The 17,210-nt window shown below is 59.9% G+C and carries 12 protein-coding genes; 2 read left to right on the forward strand and 10 right to left on the reverse strand.

What is annotated here, in order from left to right; genetic code table 11:
* Nucleotides 1-49: 49 nt before the first annotated feature.
* From VGB22_00005 to VGB22_00020, 4 genes are all read right to left on the reverse strand, one after another.
* Nucleotides 50-1,360, reverse strand: coding sequence for an IS1182 family transposase (locus VGB22_00005; protein HEX9749662.1), 1,311 nt, complete (start codon nt 1,358-1,360; stop codon nt 50-52).
* A 297-nt stretch (nt 1,361-1,657) separates the two neighbouring features.
* Entirely contained in the window at nt 1,658-2,650 is a 993-nt protein-coding gene (locus VGB22_00010; protein ID HEX9749663.1) for a hypothetical protein, read from the reverse strand.
* A gap of 181 nt (nt 2,651-2,831) precedes the next feature.
* On the reverse strand, nt 2,832-3,143 hold the full coding sequence (locus tag VGB22_00015) for a DUF971 domain-containing protein (protein HEX9749664.1): 312 nt from the start codon (nt 3,141-3,143) through the stop codon (nt 2,832-2,834).
* 211 nt (nt 3,144-3,354) lie between these two features.
* Nucleotides 3,355-4,428 (reverse strand): Mrp/NBP35 family ATP-binding protein, encoded by a 1,074-nt coding sequence (locus VGB22_00020; protein ID HEX9749665.1) that lies wholly within the window; start codon nt 4,426-4,428, stop codon nt 3,355-3,357.
* Nucleotides 4,429-4,641: 213 nt separating this feature from the next.
* Here VGB22_00020 and VGB22_00025 point away from each other — a divergent pair, with 213 nt between their 5' ends.
* Nucleotides 4,642-5,421, forward strand: coding sequence for a urate hydroxylase PuuD (locus VGB22_00025; GenBank protein HEX9749666.1), 780 nt, complete (start codon nt 4,642-4,644; stop codon nt 5,419-5,421).
* 276 nt (nt 5,422-5,697) lie between these two features.
* Here VGB22_00025 and VGB22_00030 read toward each other — a convergent pair whose 3' ends face one another.
* From VGB22_00030 to VGB22_00040, 3 genes are all read right to left on the reverse strand, one after another.
* The gene (locus tag VGB22_00030; protein HEX9749667.1) at nt 5,698-6,750 is read right to left on the reverse strand and encodes a 2-oxoacid:ferredoxin oxidoreductase subunit beta; all 1,053 of its coding nucleotides are present in this window, start codon (nt 6,748-6,750) and stop codon (nt 5,698-5,700) included.
* 3 nt (nt 6,751-6,753) lie between these two features.
* A complete protein-coding gene (locus VGB22_00035) occupies nt 6,754-8,613 on the reverse strand; it encodes a 2-oxoacid:acceptor oxidoreductase subunit alpha (GenBank protein ID HEX9749668.1) in 1,860 nt (619 codons plus the stop codon).
* A 436-nt stretch (nt 8,614-9,049) separates the two neighbouring features.
* Nucleotides 9,050-12,121, reverse strand: a complete 3,072-nt coding sequence (locus tag VGB22_00040) for a thrombospondin type 3 repeat-containing protein (protein HEX9749669.1) — start codon at nt 12,119-12,121, stop codon at nt 9,050-9,052.
* A 250-nt stretch (nt 12,122-12,371) separates the two neighbouring features.
* Between VGB22_00040 and VGB22_00045 the strand changes: the two genes are divergently transcribed.
* Nucleotides 12,372-12,818, forward strand: a complete 447-nt coding sequence (locus VGB22_00045) for an acyltransferase (GenBank protein HEX9749670.1) — start codon at nt 12,372-12,374, stop codon at nt 12,816-12,818.
* A 52-nt stretch (nt 12,819-12,870) separates the two neighbouring features.
* Here VGB22_00045 and lipB read toward each other — a convergent pair whose 3' ends face one another.
* The 3 genes from lipB to VGB22_00060 form a co-directional block, all read right to left on the reverse strand.
* Entirely contained in the window at nt 12,871-13,542 is a 672-nt protein-coding gene (lipB, locus tag VGB22_00050; GenBank protein ID HEX9749671.1) for a lipoyl(octanoyl) transferase LipB, read from the reverse strand.
* Between the two features lie 119 nt (nt 13,543-13,661).
* Nucleotides 13,662-14,978: a dihydrolipoamide acetyltransferase family protein gene (locus VGB22_00055; GenBank protein HEX9749672.1), complete on the reverse strand. Its 1,317-nt coding sequence runs from the start codon at nt 14,976-14,978 to the stop codon at nt 13,662-13,664.
* 60 nt (nt 14,979-15,038) lie between these two features.
* Nucleotides 15,039-17,078, reverse strand: coding sequence for a pyruvate dehydrogenase complex E1 component subunit beta (locus VGB22_00060; protein ID HEX9749673.1), 2,040 nt, complete (start codon nt 17,076-17,078; stop codon nt 15,039-15,041).
* Nucleotides 17,079-17,210 lie beyond the last annotated feature (132 nt).

A 17,210-nucleotide genomic window follows, 5' to 3' on the forward strand; every position in this document is an offset into this window, starting at 1 on the left:
TGGGGCGTGTTGAAAAACCCGTTTGTCGTCAGTTGATCGGTGAAGGTTATCAAGCGATGGCGATCCTGTAGTTGAGATCGACGGGGTTGGTGTCAGACCGATCCCACCATCGGAGTGCGGCGCGTGCGAGGATCATTTCGCACAAGCGAACGGCCGCCATCAGCCGCTTATAGTTGAGCACTGCCGCGATCAACAGACTCTGCATCAGCATGTTGGACAGACCACGCCGCCAGGCGCGTCGCAGTCCGTGCCACTGCTTGGCTTCGGCGAAGATCCCTTCGATCACGTGGGACCGCGCTTGATACAACGCGCGGAAGCTGTCGGTGCGGCTGTCCGCGCGCAACCGGATCAGCGCGGCGTGGTGAACACTCACCTTCAGTGTGCGGTGCGGCGCGGTGGTGCAGCAGGATTTCAAGGGACACACGCGACAAACCGTGCGCAACGCCCGATACCGCCGCAGATGCGGGCGCTCCTTCACCGGACCGATACAACGCAACGTCTGACCCGCCGGGCAGGTGAACTCGTCCCGCGACTCGTCGTAGGCAAAATCCTCTGTCGTGAAGTACTCGGTGCCGGTATGCGTGATCGGTTTCGGCGGCGGACTGACCAAGCGGACGCCCCGTGCCTCCAGTGCCGCCCGATGGTGGCCGCTCGCATACGCCGCGTCCGCACACACAGCCTCCGGTGCCTGACCGATGTTGGTCATGGCACGCTCGACGGCGTCGATGGCCCCGTCGTGCTCGTGACGTTCCGCCGACGTCACCGACACATCTACGATCACGCGCGCCTTCTGGTCCACCACCGTCTGCTGCTTGTACCCCGGCGCCGTGCGCTTCCCCGGAAACTTCCCATAACGTGCATCCGGGTCCGGACTGTCCGCCGTGCCGACTCGCTCACGGTCCAAATCCGCCCGAATCGTCGTCGCATCCAGATGCAGTACCCGACCCTCGATCAGTCCTGTCTGACGGCATTGCGCGATGCTGTGCACGAACAACTCATTGAACAGCGCGTCCCCGAACCGATCCAACGCCCGCGACAGACTCGAATGATCCGGCAACGGCTCATCCACCCGGTACCCGATGAACCAGCGATACGCTAAGTTCACTTGTACCTCATTCATCAACTCTCGCACCGACCGAATCCCTTCCATCGCCTGAAGTATGAACAGGCGCATCACGACCTCCGGATCAATCGATGGACGCCCGTTGTCTTGACAGTAGCGATCCCGCACCGCCGTGTGCACAAACGACAAATCCAGCACCCGGTCCAGCTTCCGCAGTCGATGCTCCGCCGGGATGAGGCTCTCCAGCGGCGGCAGCAGCGTCATCTCGTAGCCCAACTGCTTGCGTCTTGTTTGCATGAGCACAACTTCACACCGCAAACTCTACCCGCAAGGGTTTTTCAACAGGCCCCTCTGCTGTGGGAATGCTTCAAATCGCGAGTCCTGCCATCCCACAGCAAGCTGTGGGCTACCAGTCTGCCCGGTGTTTTTCATGTTCCATTGTTGGCTCCAGAGCGAGTCTTGCGGAGGGGGTGCCTCTGCACGGGAAACATTGGACCATCCGAAGCAAAGTCCGAGAAGGGTCAGGCAGACCACCTGTGTCCGTGTTTTGTACGGCTCATACACGCCTCCTTTGTGTGATGAAGCCATAAGGTTCTACTGTGTTCCGTCGGTGAGACGTGTCTGCTCACCGGTTTGCACATCCAGGATCCATAGTCCCACCTCCTTTCCGGCAAGTATCGGATAGACGAGTTTTCTCCCGTCCGGTGAGAATGACATTTCGGAAGTCAGAAGTGGCGTGATCCCCCACGAGGAATCCGTCGAGCGGTCGAGCAGGACAAGATTGCCTATTTCGTCGATAATCACGTTTCTGTTATAGGCGACAAAGCGGTGATCGGGCGAAATGTGTGCTGTCCCCCCCCCATGTGACTCGCCACCAAGGAAGAGCGCCGATCCGATTGCCTCGGGACTGAAGACAATGAGCCGGTAGGGGCTCCGCATTGCGTCGTAACCGATAAGGGAATCGCTCTCATCCGGGAACGCGGAAGTCCAAAGAACATGGGTGTCCTGCGTGCTCCACCTGCGCAGACTATCCCCTGACAAAGTGACGGAATAAAGACCGCCAAGGCGGGCATCGTTGACACTGAAAAAGACAATGTTTCTTGCCTTGGAAAATGACGGGTGGGTGTGAGCCTCTCCTGAAGTCAATTGAACCAGAGAGTCCAAGTGTGAGGACAGCTTGAAAATCCCTGGGCTTGCCCCGAACAAGAGCCACGCGCCGTCAGGGGTCCAACTGAAGGCAAAGGGCGGAGGAAAATCGAGCGGGTGCTCACGGCGGACTTCGCCGGTGGCTGCGTCAAGAATGCTGACGAAGGAGCCTCGCTCATTTGAGTGATCTATCCGCGTTATGGCACATGCGATCTCGCGGCCGTCTGGCGACCAGGCGGGGGTATACCAGATCTGTTTGATCACCACCGGCTGGGGATCGTTGGATTTCGAACTGCAGGACGCCATCAACAGGATAACGAGGAATAACGTCCGCATCCATGCCCCCCGGCGTCCTGCGACCTCCGAAATCGTCGCCGTTCCGAATGCATGTCGCCGTGCATCCGGATCCCCGGACATCTGTTGCGGCATGATCTCGCGCATGGGCGCGCTCAATCCTTTGGTTGTGAGGAAGCTAGAGTCTGCCCTGTCCGTTGTCAACAGTAACCGGACGGGGGCCGTATTCGCGAAGCCGCGAAGCGATCGTCTCTTGCGGCATGGTCTCAGAAAAGTGGAGATGACAAATTGTGGTCAGCCCAAGGGCTCACCCGCACACGTTGGGGAGTCACGCCATTCGCGTCAACTGATATAGCCGCTCCCACGTGTAAATCCCTGTCTGGTGGCCGTCGCTCCATTGGATTTGGATCGCGTAGCGTCCGACCGGGCTGATTGAGAGCGGGTGTACGTCTTTCGGAACTGCTTCTTCTCGCAGCCGTTTTCGTCCTGACATTTCATCGATGCATTCGGCGCAGGGGCAGGCGAGCCGCAGCATTCGCGCCGGGAAGATCGTCTCGGCGCCGTTGTTCCAGATGACTTTGATGTCATGCTGGTTGGCGCGGGTGATCTCGATGGGACGCGGGGACTCTGCTTCGCTCATGGAGTTCGTGCGGGTCAGCCCTCTGGCCGCAGGCCCTATTTGATTCGTCAAACGCGCTTCATCGCTACGCGATGATCGTCAGCCCAAGGGCTGACCGTCACGAAAATGCAAAAGCAGATGCTTCGCCCCTTCGTCCCGCGCCATGGGCGCGGGACGAAGGGACTCAGCATGACATGTTGGACTTCCGGGGGATGCATGTTCGTGAGGGCCACTAAAACGTGATCTTCACCGGCGGTTCGGCTTGTTCCTGCATGTTTTGGATGCTCACGCGCGCGGCCAGTTTTTCGGCGATACTCTTGAATGCCTTCGCAGCCGGTGAGTCGGGCTGCTCGGTCACAATCGGCCGCCCGGCATCCGATGTCTCTCGCAGATTGGTTGCCAACGGGATGTCGCCCAAAAACGGCAGACCGAGCCGTTCGGCGGCGCGCACGGTGCCGCCGTTGCTGAAGATGTCCTCGCGGTGCCCACAGTGCGGGCAGATGAAGTGGCTCATGTTCTCGACCATGCCGAGGATCGGGCTTTTCAGTTGGCGGAACATAATGATCGCCTTCTCGGCGACTCTCAATGCTACGTCTTGGGGGGTTGAGACCACCACCGCGCCAGTCAGCGAGATGCGCTGACACAAACTCAGATGGATGTCGCCGGTGCCCGGCGGCAGATCGACGATCAAGTAGTCGATCTCGCCCCATTCGACCCCGTTGATGAACTGATCGATCATCTTCGTCAGCATCGGGCCGCGCCAGACGACCGCTTGATCGGGCTTTAAGAAGAACCCCATCGAGATGACTTTGACTCCGTGCGCTGTCACCGGAATGATCCCCTTGGGTCCGGGGTGCGGTAATTCGCTAATCCCTAAAATTGTCGGGATGCTGGGACCATACACGTCGGCATCCATCAGCCCGACCGAGGCCCCGGTTTGTGCCAGCGACACGGCGATGTTCGCCGATACGGTCGACTTGCCGACCCCGCCCTTACCCGATCCGATGGGGATGATGTTGCGCACGCCGGGAATCTGTCCGGAGGCCATGTGTCCCATCGGACGCACCTGTGCGACCATCGTGACGTTTGCGGTCTCGACGCCGTCGATCCCCCGAATTGCCCGCTCCGCCTCGGCCTGCAGTTGGTCTTTGACCGGACAAGCGGGAGTGGTCAGCTCCAAGGTGACCTTGACAGCGCCGTCGCAGACGGCGACATCCTTGACGAATCCCAATGAGACGATGTCGCGATGCAGGTCGGGATCGACCACGACTTTGAGCGCATCTAAAACCTGTTCTTTCGATACCACGTACAATGCTCCCGTTAGAGGGTCCGTTCGGCCCATTCGGTGGCACCCGACGGCCCATGGGGATACGCGCCAAACAGCGGATGTTTGGCCCTAAGCCGGGAAAAGTCAACCGATACGCACCTGGGGGTTTGCGAAATCGCTTGCCCGCAGGTCCAATCACCGGGTTTTTCCACACGGATCACAACACGATCCGCAAATCGAAAGGGGACATTGATGGAATTGGTGCAGGTGCTCTTACGCTGGGTGCATGTCATCTTCGGCGTGATCTGGCTGGGGACTGTCTACGCCCACGCGTTCGTCAACATGCAGGTCATGTCCAAGCTCAGCGGCGACTCGCTGAAAACTGTCGCGACGGAGATCGGGTCGCGTCTGATGTGGTGGTCGCGCCTGGGAGCACTGTGGGGGTGGGTGACCGGGATTCTTCTCTATGGAATGGTCTTCCACATGGGCAAACAGGTGTATCAGCCGGAATTCGGTTGGGGAGCGCTGGGCGGGATTTTGGCGATAGTGCCCTATGCCGGTGTCGTGGTCTATGAGCTGCTGGCGCGCAGCAACCTGGCAAAGAACGGCCGCCTCTTCGGGGCCAGTGGATTTGTCCTCGTCGCGTGTTATGTCGTCCTGATGGATCACCTTGCGCACTACAGCCATCGCTCCGTCAACATCCACATCGGGCTGCTCTTCGGCAATATCATGGCGTTCAATTTGCTCGTGCGTTCACGCGCGCTCATGAAAAGAATCGTCTCGGCGTTGACGGAGGGCGCAACGCCCGATCCGGCGCTGCTCGCCGAAGCGGGAATGCGCGTGCGGCACAATGTCTACCTGTCGGTGCCGCTGCTCTGGACGATGCTCAACCAGCACACGACGGCGCTGGCGGGCGGCAATTTCGGTCTGACGTCCCAGACCGCGTTTGTCGTGCCGCTGCTCGTGATTCTGATCGGCTGGCATATCGTGTTTCACTTTCTCCGTCGCGCAGGAAAGCTGCAAGCGTCGTGAGATTGCAGCGGCGCGCGTGTGTTGATCACGGCTTGCCTAAGAATCGCTCGATGCACAGAAGCGCCTCGATCGACGAGCACCCGATGGAGATGGAATCGGCGCGGGCTCATCACGGTGAGTTTTGTGAACCCTGACGGATCAGGCACCGTCAGAGTCACCCAGCCGAACGGGACGCAGAATGTATCCCGGCCGCGCTGCTAAGCCGTCCACACAGCAGAAGCCCCCGATCTTCAATTGCGGATCGGGGGCTTTGTTTTTCGGGATTCGCGATTGTCGTCAGTTGCCGCCGCCGGAGCCGTTGCCGCCGACCGTCCAGCGCTGGCCGGAGTAGAGCAATTTGCGCAGCAGGTCACGGCTGCCGTGTTCCTTGGCATCTTGGACTTGCGTCTCCAGCAGTTCGTCGTAGGTCGGTTCCTCGACGGCACGGAAGACACCGATCGGCGTGGGCAGTCCGATCTGTTCCATCCGACTCAATTGGAATGCCCACATGGAATTCGGCGTATGTTCGTCGTGGAGGGGCAGGTCCGATTCCGGGACACCGTCGGGACCGGTCTTGACTGATTCCAGCGAGAACCCTGTGATCCGGATGGCTTTGTCGCGGTTGGCCCCATAGATCAGCGGCTTTCCCTGCTCTAAGACCACCACGTTGTCGCTGCGCCTGGATTTGTCGGAGACATCATCCCAGGCGCCGTCGTTGAAGATGTTGCAGTTCTGCAGAATCTCGACAAACGCAATCCCTTTGTGCATCGCGGCGCGCTTGAGGATCTCCTGCAGATGCGCCGAGTCGACATCGATGGTACGCGCCACGAACGTTGCCTCGGCGGCGATGGCGAATGAAATCGGGTGAATCGGATTCTCGATCGATCCAAAAGGCGTCGACTTGGTCATTTTGCCCCGTTCCGATGTCGGCGAGGTTTGCCCCTTGGTCAGTCCGTAGATCCGATTGTTGAAAAGCAGGACCTTTACATCAACATTGCGGCGCAGCAGATGCAGCATGTGGTTGCCGCCGATGGAGAGGCCGTCGCCGTCGCCAGTCGCCACCCAGACCGATAAATCGGGGCGCGCGCACTTGATGCCGGTGGCAACCGCAGTGCCGCGTCCGTGGATCGTGTGGAATCCGTAGGTGTTCATGTAATATGGAAAGCGACTGGAGCAGCCGATTCCCGAGACGAAAACGAGCTTCTCCCGGGGAATCCCCAATTCGGGGAGAACGCGTTGCATCTGTGCCAGGATGCTGTAGTCGCCGCAGCCGGGACACCAGCGGATCTCCTGATCGGACACGAAGTCCTGACGGGTCAACTTGGGGCCGGCGGTCGTTGTCGGTGTCATGATTTAGATGAGCTCCTCGATTTTGGACTGCACCTCTGCAATCTTAAACGGCTGGCCCTGCACTTTGTTCAGCCCGACAACCGGCAGACCGTACTCGCCGCGCAGCAGCATCCGCAGTTGCCCGAGATTCAATTCGGGAACGAGGACGGTTTCGAAGTCCTTCAGGATGCCTCCCAGATCATTGGGGAACGGCCACAGGTATCGCAAGTGCACGTAGGAGACTTTCTTCCCCTTGCGTCTCACATTTTCGACGGCGGTGCGAATCGGCCCGTACGTCGAGCCCCAGCCCACAACCAACAGCGTCCCCGAAGGATCCCCGTCAACTTTTGTCGGCGGGTAGTCCATTGCCACATGGCGGACCTTCTGCGCGCGCAGATAGACCATCGTCTCGTGGTTGACCGGGTCGTAGCTGACGTTCCCGGTCACATTCTCCTTCTCCAGTCCGCCGATGCGATGCTCCAGCCCGGGAGTGCCGGGAATAACCCACGGGCGCGCCAGAGTGTCGGGGTCGCGCTCGTAGGGATGAAAGACTTTCGCCTCGACCTCGCGCCGAATCGAGAATTCGGGCAGCGTGTCGATATCGGGCAGCCGCCACGGTTCCGAGGAATTGGCCAAGAACCCGTCGGAGAGAATGATGACCGGGGTCATGAATTTCGTTGCCAGCCGCACCGCCTCGATGGCGGTGGCGAAACAATCGGCCGCACTGCGCGGCGCCAGCACGACCACCGGGCACTCGCCGTTGCGCCCGACCACCGCCTGCAACAGGTCGGTCTGTTCCGACTTGGTCGGCATGCCGGTCGAAGGGCCGGCGCGCTGGACATTGATGATGATCAGCGGCAGTTCCGCCATCACGGCCAGACCGATGGCTTCACCTTTGAGCGCCATGCCGGGGCCGCTGGTACCGGTGGCGCCGATGTTCCCCGCGTAGGATGCGCCGATCGCGGCACAGATCGCGGCGATCTCATCTTCGGCCTGGAAGGTCTTGACGCCGAAGTCGTTTTTGTGCGCGGCCAGTGTGTGCAACATGTCGCTGGCCGGTGTGATCGGATAGCTGGCATAAAACAGCGTCGTCTTCGAGAGATAGGTGGCCGCCAGCAGTCCGTAGGAAATCGCCTCGGTGCCGGAGATGTTGCGGTAATCGCCCGGAGGCAACGGGGCGCGACGCACCGTGTAGTGGCTGGTGAAGATCTCGGTCGTGTCGGCAAAGTTGTATCCGGCCCGGAGTGCGGTCAGGTTGGCAGTGGCTACATCCGGCGTGTTTCCGAACTTCTCGTTGATCCATTGCACCGTCGGTTCCAACGGACGATCGTAGAGCCAATAGACCACGCCCAGGGCGAAGAAATTCTTCGAGCGGTTTTTCTCCTGGGCCGTCAACGGCACCTCTTCCAGCGCCCGGGTGTTGAGTGTGGACATCGGGATCTGGATGAGCCGATACGCCGCCAACGAACCGTCGTCCAGCGGGCTCTTCTCGTATCCCGCCTTTTTTAACCCCTGCGTGTTGAAGGAGTCGGAATTGACGATGATTGTGCCGCCCCGCCCCAGATCGCGCAGGTGCACCTTCAGCGCCGCCGGATTAAACACCACCAGGACATCGGGGGCATCGCCGGGCGTGTGAATCTCATGTTGCGAGAAACTGATCTGAAAGCTCGACACGCCGGGAAGGGTTCCCGCCGGGGCGCGTATCTCGGCAGGGAAATCCGGAAAAGTGCCCAGATCATTGCCGGCGATCGCGGTCGCCAGCGTAAATTGGTTTCCCTGAACTTGGATGCCGTCCCCGGAGTCGCCCGCAAAACGAATCGTGACCCGTTCAAGGACTTCCGGTTCCAGTTTGGGGTGCTTTTTGTCTGCTGCTACAGTCGACACGTGTCTATCCCTTTGGTTGATCGATTACGACGCATGTGAGTGGAATTTGGAATACGGCGCCGGCATGAGGGCGCGGACTCCCACTATACGAATTCCGGGGGTTTCTGGCAATGCGCGGAGGAATTTTCTGACAAAGCGGGATGGCAGCCCATGGGGTCGGGGACTGTCCGTACGAGCATGTCCCGTCTGCGGTCCCTCAGTATCCTCGGGGGGACTCTCCCCGCCTGATCTGTCAACGGCTCGTCTGAACATCAGCGAATCACCATCTTGCTACGCCGCGGCCCCTGAAAAGTTTGGTCGGCCGGGCCCGGATTCGTCTGTATATGGCTATCGGCAGAGCCAGACGACCGATCAGTCGTTTTCCCCGGCAAAAACAAACAGCCCCGGACATCCCGGGGCCGTCGGTTATGGCACGAAGCTGTCTTTGTGCTCTATTCTATTCGGTGCACGGGGCGCAATAGGTCGTGAACGGGTTGGCGTTGCGGAATGTGACATCGATGATGGCAACCACATCCAGCACGTTGGTCACATCGTCGCAGGTGACATCGGTCGTCGTACGCGGACATGCCGGCGCCGGGTCCGGGATCGCCGGCTCGTTGCGGAAGGCGATGCCCACCGCTTTGATGACATCGAGGACATTGGTGACCCCCTCGCACACAGGATCACCGTGACACTGGCAGGGGCAGGGGATGATGGTGATGACGCCTTTCGCGAAGGACACGTCAATCGGTTCTTCTGCGCCGCATTCAATCATCGCCAAATGGTTTCCCGGTACGACACAGGCGGTGTCGATCTCGAAGCTGCCAGCCATGCTGCTCACGTCGAATGTGAGCACGAACGATGGCGTTCCAGTCTCCGGCGTGCCGTCGGTACCGGCTGTCAGACAAGGATTTGTGGCGTTGACGCCGAACCACATCACGGAGCTCGGGCTGGAATAAAACTCCGCTCCTGGGCTGTCCGCTCCGGTTTCGTAGCTGCGGGAAACCGGGCCGCTGCAGGCCGGAAAGCCATCGGGGGAGTCGTAATACTGCAGGACTGAGAAGTCGGTCAGCCCGCTTGCCCCGACACGTCCCTGCACGTTTAATGAGAATGAGTTGGCGATGAACGAGCCGGCATTGACGCGTCGGAATTCCAGCGGCAGGACCAGACCGGTCAGATCGACGTCGTTGGTCACAAAGACGCCGATTTCGACATTCTGCTGACCTTCCTGCACAGTCCGGGACTCGACGACCACCCCGCCGGGCAGAGGTTCGCAGACATCCCCGGTAGCGTCACCGTCGGTATCCGTCTGGTCGGGATTATAAGCATCGGGGCAGTTATCGCAGGCGGTCCCGACCTGATCGCCGTCGGGGTCCTCCTGAGTGGCATTCGGGGTCCCTGGACAGTTGTCGCACACATCGCCCGCCCCGTCGCCGTCGCTGTCTTCCTGGCCGGGATTGTAGACCGTCAGGCAGTTATCGCTGATGTTGAGGACACCGTCGCCATCCCAATCTCCGGCCGGAGTACGTGCGGATAACCAGATGTCGAAACCTCCCATTCCTCCGGTGCGCTGTGATGAAAAGAACAAAGTATCGCCGGATGGGGACGTCGTCGGCTGCCAGTCGTACACCGAAGAATTCACCGCTGCCCCAAGGTTTTGAGGTGGTTGCCAGACACCGCCGATCTTGAATGATTCGAACAGATCATAGCTGCCGTATCCGTCGGATGTATTCAACCAGTCGATAATCATGTAGTTGGACGCAAACCCGACCACACCGCCGAAGTCGGTGGATGACGCAAGTTCGGGAATGTGGACCAGCGCGCTCCAACTCGAACCTGTCCAGTTCGAATAGAAGACATTGGCCCATCCGGAACTGATCCCCGGACGCTCCGCGGCCGTGTAGTACTGCGCGCCATCCGGAGAAATCTCACCGGCAAATTCCCCTGCCGGCGTGTTGATCGGGCCGGGCATCAGAGTCGCCGGTGCCCACTCCATTCCAGTCCACTGAGACTGGTAAAGGTCAAATCCACCCGGGCCCCCGGAACGCTTCGAACGGAAGTAAATTGTCTGACCGTCGGGCGAGATCGACGCCTTTTGATCCTCTGCTGGGGAATTGACGTCGGGTCCCAGATTGACGGGGTCAGCCCAAATGTCACCGTCGCGGATCGACATCCAGAGATCGTAACCTCCCGAACCGCCCGGACGGTCGGATGCGAAGATCAACATTTGTCCATCGGCCGAGATGTCGCATTGTCCCTCGTGATACGCCGTGTTAATCGGCGCACCGACGTTGACCGCCGCTCCCCACTCGGGCGAATTGTTCGGATTGGGATCACAGGCATCCCCTAATCCATCGCCGTCCGTATCACTTTGATCCGTATTCGCAATCAGCGGGCAATTGTCAACATCGTCTGCGACGCCGTCACCATCCCAATCACCCAGCGTGTAAGGAAACGCACCGATGTCGTCGCGGGAACCGTCGGGATCGTTGTACGCCGGATCGGGATCGCCGGTATTGATGCAGGGGGACAGCGGGTTTAACATGTAGTCCCACGCGTCAGGGTTCGTGTAGCCGGGGTCGGTCGAAATCGAATGCACGCCCGGACTGCTGCCGATACCGCTGTGGTTTGATGCGTGGTTGTGCCAGGCATCGTTGTAGTCCTGGACAAGCGTGGTCACGCCGGCCCCGACGTAAATCCCCGACCCGGGTGAACCGTAATTGCGCGTGACGATGTTGCTGACAATTTCCGCGTAGACCGCGTTGGTCAGATAAATCCCGCCGCCGTTGCGGGCATTGTTGGAATCCAGCGTATTGTTTCGAATGATGACGGTATCGACGTTCGAGGCATAGGCACCGCCGCCGTCACGCCCCGGTGTCCGGTTGTCGACAAACAGGTTGTTGATGATGAGCGCCGACCGACCATCGTAAACATGAATTGCGGCGCCGCCGGTCGTGAAGAAACTGCCGCCGGTGTTGTCGATGAAGCGATTTCCGACGGCGACCATCTCGGCAAAATCGCTGATGAGCATTCCCGAGGCCCGCCCCGCCGAACGATTGCTGATAAACTCGTTGTCGTATGCCCAGATCGATCCGCCGCTTCGCACATAAACGGCCGCTTCGCGGTTGTTGATGAGCCGACAGTCGCGAATCGTCACGCCCGATCCGACGCATTCGACCGCCTCGTTGTTGTGGATGTCCACGTCACGCAGAGTGAATCCGACAATCAAATTCCCGGTTCCGGATGACCCCGGGATGTTGATCAAATCCTGGGTGACGTCGGCGGCGTGAAGGATCGTGACGGCGCGTCCTGATTCCGAGATCAGCGCCAGTTGTTTCCCGGCGAAGTTGAGGTTGACGTAATAATCACCCGGCGCGACAAGAATGGTATCGCCGTTCGAGGCCGTCGTGATCGCCGCTTCGATCGTCGACTGCTCCAATGGCACGTGAATAACAGTTGCGCGAGATTCAGTTCTCGCCGCCAACAGCACAACAGCAAAACTGGCGATGATCAATATCAATCGTTTCATGATCGTCTCCCCGCGTGTGCCTGTGAGCCCACGATGCCAAAGTAGTGAACGACCGTGCCTTGTCAATCTTGTTGGACCCGATCAGCAACGAATCCTACCGCTCGCCTGACCGATTATTCCACCCCCATGTCGGTCGGGTTTGATCTGCATTGAACGGTAATGGCTTGTGGCAGTAAAGGCGGCGATTTAGCTTTCCGGGCGGAGTGGACGTTTTGACAAGTTCAGTTTCAAGAATGCTTCCGGAGCACCGATGACGCCCGAAACCCCGCATCGGATCGTCGACTGTCTGATCGATCCCTCGGCAACGATCATTTCTCCGGTCAATCTGTACGGCTGCACGATCGGCAAAGACTGTTTGGTGGGCCCGTTCACTGAGATCCAGCGTGGCGCGGTCATCGGCGACCGAACGCGTGTGCAATCGCACTGTTTTGTCTGCGAGTTGGTCACGATTGAAGAAGATTGCTTTATCTCCCACGGCGTCATGTTCACCAACGACCGCTTCCCGCCGTCTCCGCGTGAGAAATGGGAGCCGACATTGATCCGGCGTGGCGTCGTCTTAGGGAGCGGCGCCGTTTTGCTGCCGGTGACCGTCGGTGAAGGTGCGATGGTGGCAGCCGGAGCCGTTGTGACCAGGGATGTTCCGGCGCACGCGATTGTTGCAGGCAACCCGGCACACGTCGTGCGTATGCTGAAGTAGCATGGGCGATGCGCAGCCCATTAACTCCTGAATCCGAGAGAAACCGAGTCGCTTAGTGGGACGGAGTGTTCCTGAGCGCGGCGACGAACTCGGCTTTGACGTCATGCAGCGCGATGGACGATCCCGTCAATTCCACCATTGAGGTCATCACTTCGGCCGGGAGGCCGCAGGGGTTGATCGCGCCGAAATAGCGCAGATCGGTCGTGACATTCAATGCCACGCCGTGATAGGAGATCCACTGGCGCACCGCGACTCCGATCGAGGCGATCTTGCGATCGCCGACCCACACGCCGGTGTGCGCGGGATGATGTTGTCCCGCGATTCCCCAATGAGCCATCGTGTTGATCAGGACGTCTTCGAGCCAATGCAGGAATCGATGCAAATCGCCCGTCAAGGCGCGGACATCGACAATCGGATAGGCGACCAATTGCCCCGGGCCGTGGTAGGTGACATCGCCGCCGCGTTCGACTGTGACATGCGAAACCGACTCGCCGGGATCGACAGGAAAGGTCGGTTGCGCCGGCAGTGTGCCCCGAAATCCCCGTCCGTAGGTGTACACATGCGGATGCTCGACGAAGAAAACCGAGTCAGGAATTGTTCCGTGCAGACGCTCGTCGAGTGCGCGCAGTTGGCGCGTATGGGATTCGTCGTAGGAGAGAGTGCCCCAGTCAGTGATGCGGGGGGCGAAGCGCCACTCGGGGCTCGCGACAGGTGTCCGGTGCACGGTTTGAGTACTCATAGACTATCACCGCAGATTCTTCATCCATCCCCCTATCCACATCGGCGGATGGGAGGGAAGGATGACGAGTGACACACCATGAGACAACGTGACTGTCGGGTATCTTACCCGATCGTCAGCATCAGCTCCCAGGGATTCTCGAGGCGTTCGCAGATGCGTCGGACGAACTGCACTGCCGTGTGGCCGTCGACCAGACGGTGGTCGAACGAGAGCGTCACATACATCATGTCGCGGATGACGATCTGGTCGTCGCGCACGACCGGGCGTTTCTGTATCAAGTGCATCCCGAGAATCGCGACTTCGGGCTGGTTGATGACGGGCGTTGACGCGAGCGCCCCGTACATTCCGGCATTGGTGAAGGTAAATGTCGAGCCGGAGACTTCTTCGGGTTTGAGCTTTTCGCGGCGGGCGCGATCGGAGAGTTCGGCGGCTTCACGCGCGATTTGGGCGATTGATTTCTGATCGGCAAACTTGATGACCGGGACAATCAACCCAACGTCGCGTCCGACCGCCATGCCCAGGTGGTAATACTTGCGCAGGATAATCTTGTCGCCCTGGATCGACGCGTTCAGCGTCGGAAACTCTTTCAACGCGGCAATCGCCGCCTTCATGAAGAAGGGGAGATAGGTGACATTGGCGCCGACCTTCTGGCGCCACTCGTCTTTCTTTTCGTTACGGATGCGGACCAGCTCGGTCAAGTCGACCTCGTCCATGGTCATGACGTGCGGCGAAGTCTGCTTGCTTTTGACCATGTGCTCGGCGATCAGCTTGCGCACACCGGCCAAGGGCAAAGTCTCGGTTTTTTCCTCGCGCGAGCCCGAAGTGGTCATTGTGAACGCCGCGGACGGCACCACCGGTCGCTGCGGTTCGGGGGGACGTGGGAAGGTGCCTGCTCCGGGCGCGCTGGCCGGTTTGCGGTCGCGGATGTAATCGAGCACGTCCTGCTTGGAGACCCGTCCACCGGCGCCGGTCGACGGAATCTCAGCGAGGGTCAGGCCGTGTTCGCGCAATAGACGGCGCACGACCGGCGATGACTTTTTCATGCCGTCATCCGACTCGGCCTCCGGCGTTGGTTTTGTCACCGTCGTCGTCGTCGACATGGTCGTCAGCGGCGATGTGCCGCCCGATGCCGATTTGGCGACGACCCCCGACTTTCTGCCGCCGTTGCTGGGGAGTGATTCGCCCTTTTCCAGAATGATTCCGATCTCAGTGCCGACCGAGACGACCGTTCCTTCCGGCACCAGAATCTTGCCGAGCGTCCCTCCGGCAATCGCGGGCAGTTCGACATTGACCTTGTCGGTCATGATCTCGACCACCGTCTCGTCTTTGTCGATCGGGTCGCCTTCGGACTTCAGCCAGCGTCCGACAGTCCCTTCGACTACGCTCTCACCCATTTGCGGAACCACGATTGATTGCGGCATCAGATTATCCCCTTGTCGTTCACCAGACGGGGCCAGCCCCCGCGAGCGTGCCGTATCCTGTTAATACGCCGCCAGTTCGCGTGCCTTGGCGGCGATCTTGTCGGCATTGGGCATATAGTACGCCTCCATGGCCGGCGCAAACGGCATCGGCGGCACATCCAGACCGCAGAGGCGCATGACCGGCGCATCGAGATGGTCGAATGCTTCTTCCATGATCGTCGCGGCAATCTCCCCGGCCACGCCGCCGGTGTGCGGCGACTCGTGCACGACCAAAATCTTGCCGGTTTTGCGCGCGGACTCCAGCACCATTTCCTTATCCCATGGGAGCAACGTCCGCAAGTCGATCACCTCAATGTCGATTCCTTCCTTAGCCAGTACCTCCGCCGTTTCCAGCGCACGATGCAGCATGAGCTGATAGGCGACAATCGTCAACTGCGAACCGGGCCGCTTGATGTCGGCGCGTCCCAGAGGGAGCGTGTAATCGACGGTCGGGACCTCGCCCTTGATCCAGCGATAGAGGCGTTTGTGTTCCAGGAAGATGACCGGGTCCTCGCCCCTGATCGAGGCCTTCAGCAGCCCCTTGGCATCGTACGGGGTTGATGGCGCGACCACCACCAGCCCCGGTGTGCCGAAAAACCAATTCTCGTTGGTTTGTGAGTGATACAGTCCGCCGCCGACCTCGCCGCCGCAGCAGATGCGGATCACCATCGGACAGGTCCAGCCGCCGCCGGAACGATACCGCAGACGCGACGCCTGCTGGATGATCGGGTCAAAGCCGCAGGTCACAAAGTCTGAGAATTGGATTTCGGCAATCGGTCGCATTCCGACTGCTGCCGCGCCGACCGCGCCGCCGGTGATAAACTCCTCGGAGATCGGGGTGTCGAGTACGCGGTAGACGCCGAACTCCTTTTGCAGTCCCTTGGTTGCTTTGAACACACCGCCGTACAAACCGACATCCTGGCCCATGATGAACACGCGTTCGTCACGCCGCATCTCCTCGGCCATCGTCTCGGTGATCGCCTCGATGAATGTGACTTGCTTCATCGGTCCCGACGGTTTCGGTGCCTCCGCCGAGGGAAAACTGACACGTGGTGAGAATGAATACACATCGTCGAGCGCTTCCTCGGCCTCCGGGTGCGGCGAGGCCTCGGCGGTGGCAATTGCCTCGTCAATCTCCGCTTCGATGGCCTTCAACATCCTCGCGCGTTCCGCGTCGGGCAGCACACCGGAAGATTCCAGATACTCCTCGTAACGGGCCAGCGGGTCGCGCCTCTTCCATTCTTCGACCTCTTTTGCTGATCGATAGTCAGCGGGGTCGATTTCGGAATGGCCATACCAACGGTACGTGAGGCACTCGATCAGTGTCGGGCCGCCGCCGTCGCGCGCCTGTCTGACTGCCTGGCTGACGGTCTTATGCACCAACAAAACGTCGTTGCCATCGATCGTGACGCCGGCGAAACCATAAGCTTTGGCTCGATCGGCAAAGTGCTCGACACCGCTTTGCAGCGACACCGGGACCGACTCGGCCCACAGGTTGTTCTGGCAGACGTAGACAATCGGCAGGTCGTGCACACCGGCGAAGTTGAGGGCTTCGTGGAAACCGCCGCGCGAGGTGCCGCCCTCGCCGATGAACGACATCACAATATGCGGTTCCTGACGCATTTTGAGGGCCAGCGCCATGCCGGTGCCGACCACAACCTGCGCGCCCATCGTCGAAGCGGGAGTGAACAGCCCCAATTCGGGGGAGCCGTAGTGACACGGGTGCGACTTGCCTTTGTCCGGAGAGTCGGCGCGAGCAAAGACCTGTTTGAGAAAGACCGTCAGCGGCAGGCCCTTGGTGATGTATGCGCCCAATTCGCGGTGCGACGGCGCGATGATATCGTCTTTGGTCAGCCCATAGGCCGAGCCCACGCTCGCGGCCTCCTGGCCCACCGCAGAAAAATAGGTGCCGGGGAAGCGCCCCTGCTTGAACAGCTTACGGCAGCGTTCGTCGAAGGTCCGCGTCTTCAGCAGCCAGCGGTATAGCTGCTTTTGGTCCTCGACTTGGACCGACTGGTCGATCTGATGCGGTTTTGATCTGGCTGCGGTGGCGGTGCCCATAAACATGATCCGAGGTCAACGAATAGCGAATCAAGCAGATAACAGCGGTCCGGCAGACATGTCAAGACGTTCGCCGTCACCATACGTATACCTGATGACCGCGCGCGGTGTTCACGTTGCCTCCGGGCCGGT

Source organism: Candidatus Zixiibacteriota bacterium, from assembly GCA_036397555.1.
Taxonomy (GTDB): domain Bacteria; phylum Zixibacteria; class MSB-5A5; order WJJR01; family WJJR01; genus DATKYL01.

Coding starts and splice junctions, on each gene's coding strand:
- VGB22_00005 (HEX9749662.1), bottom strand. CDS start 1,360: ATGCAAACAAGACGCAAGCAGTTGGGCTACGAGATGACGCTGCTGCCG.
- VGB22_00010 (HEX9749663.1), bottom strand. CDS start 2,650: ATGCGCGAGATCATGCCGCAACAGATGTCCGGGGATCCGGATGCACGG.
- VGB22_00015 (HEX9749664.1), bottom strand. CDS start 3,143: ATGAGCGAAGCAGAGTCCCCGCGTCCCATCGAGATCACCCGCGCCAAC.
- VGB22_00025 (HEX9749666.1), top strand. CDS start 4,642: ATGGAATTGGTGCAGGTGCTCTTACGCTGGGTGCATGTCATCTTCGGC.
- VGB22_00030 (HEX9749667.1), bottom strand. CDS start 6,750: ATGACACCGACAACGACCGCCGGCCCCAAGTTGACCCGTCAGGACTTC.
- VGB22_00040 (HEX9749669.1), bottom strand. CDS start 12,121: ATGAAACGATTGATATTGATCATCGCCAGTTTTGCTGTTGTGCTGTTG.
- VGB22_00045 (HEX9749670.1), top strand. CDS start 12,372: ATGACGCCCGAAACCCCGCATCGGATCGTCGACTGTCTGATCGATCCC.
- VGB22_00055 (HEX9749672.1), bottom strand. CDS start 14,978: ATGCCGCAATCAATCGTGGTTCCGCAAATGGGTGAGAGCGTAGTCGAA.
- VGB22_00060 (HEX9749673.1), bottom strand. CDS start 17,078: ATGGGCACCGCCACCGCAGCCAGATCAAAACCGCATCAGATCGACCAG.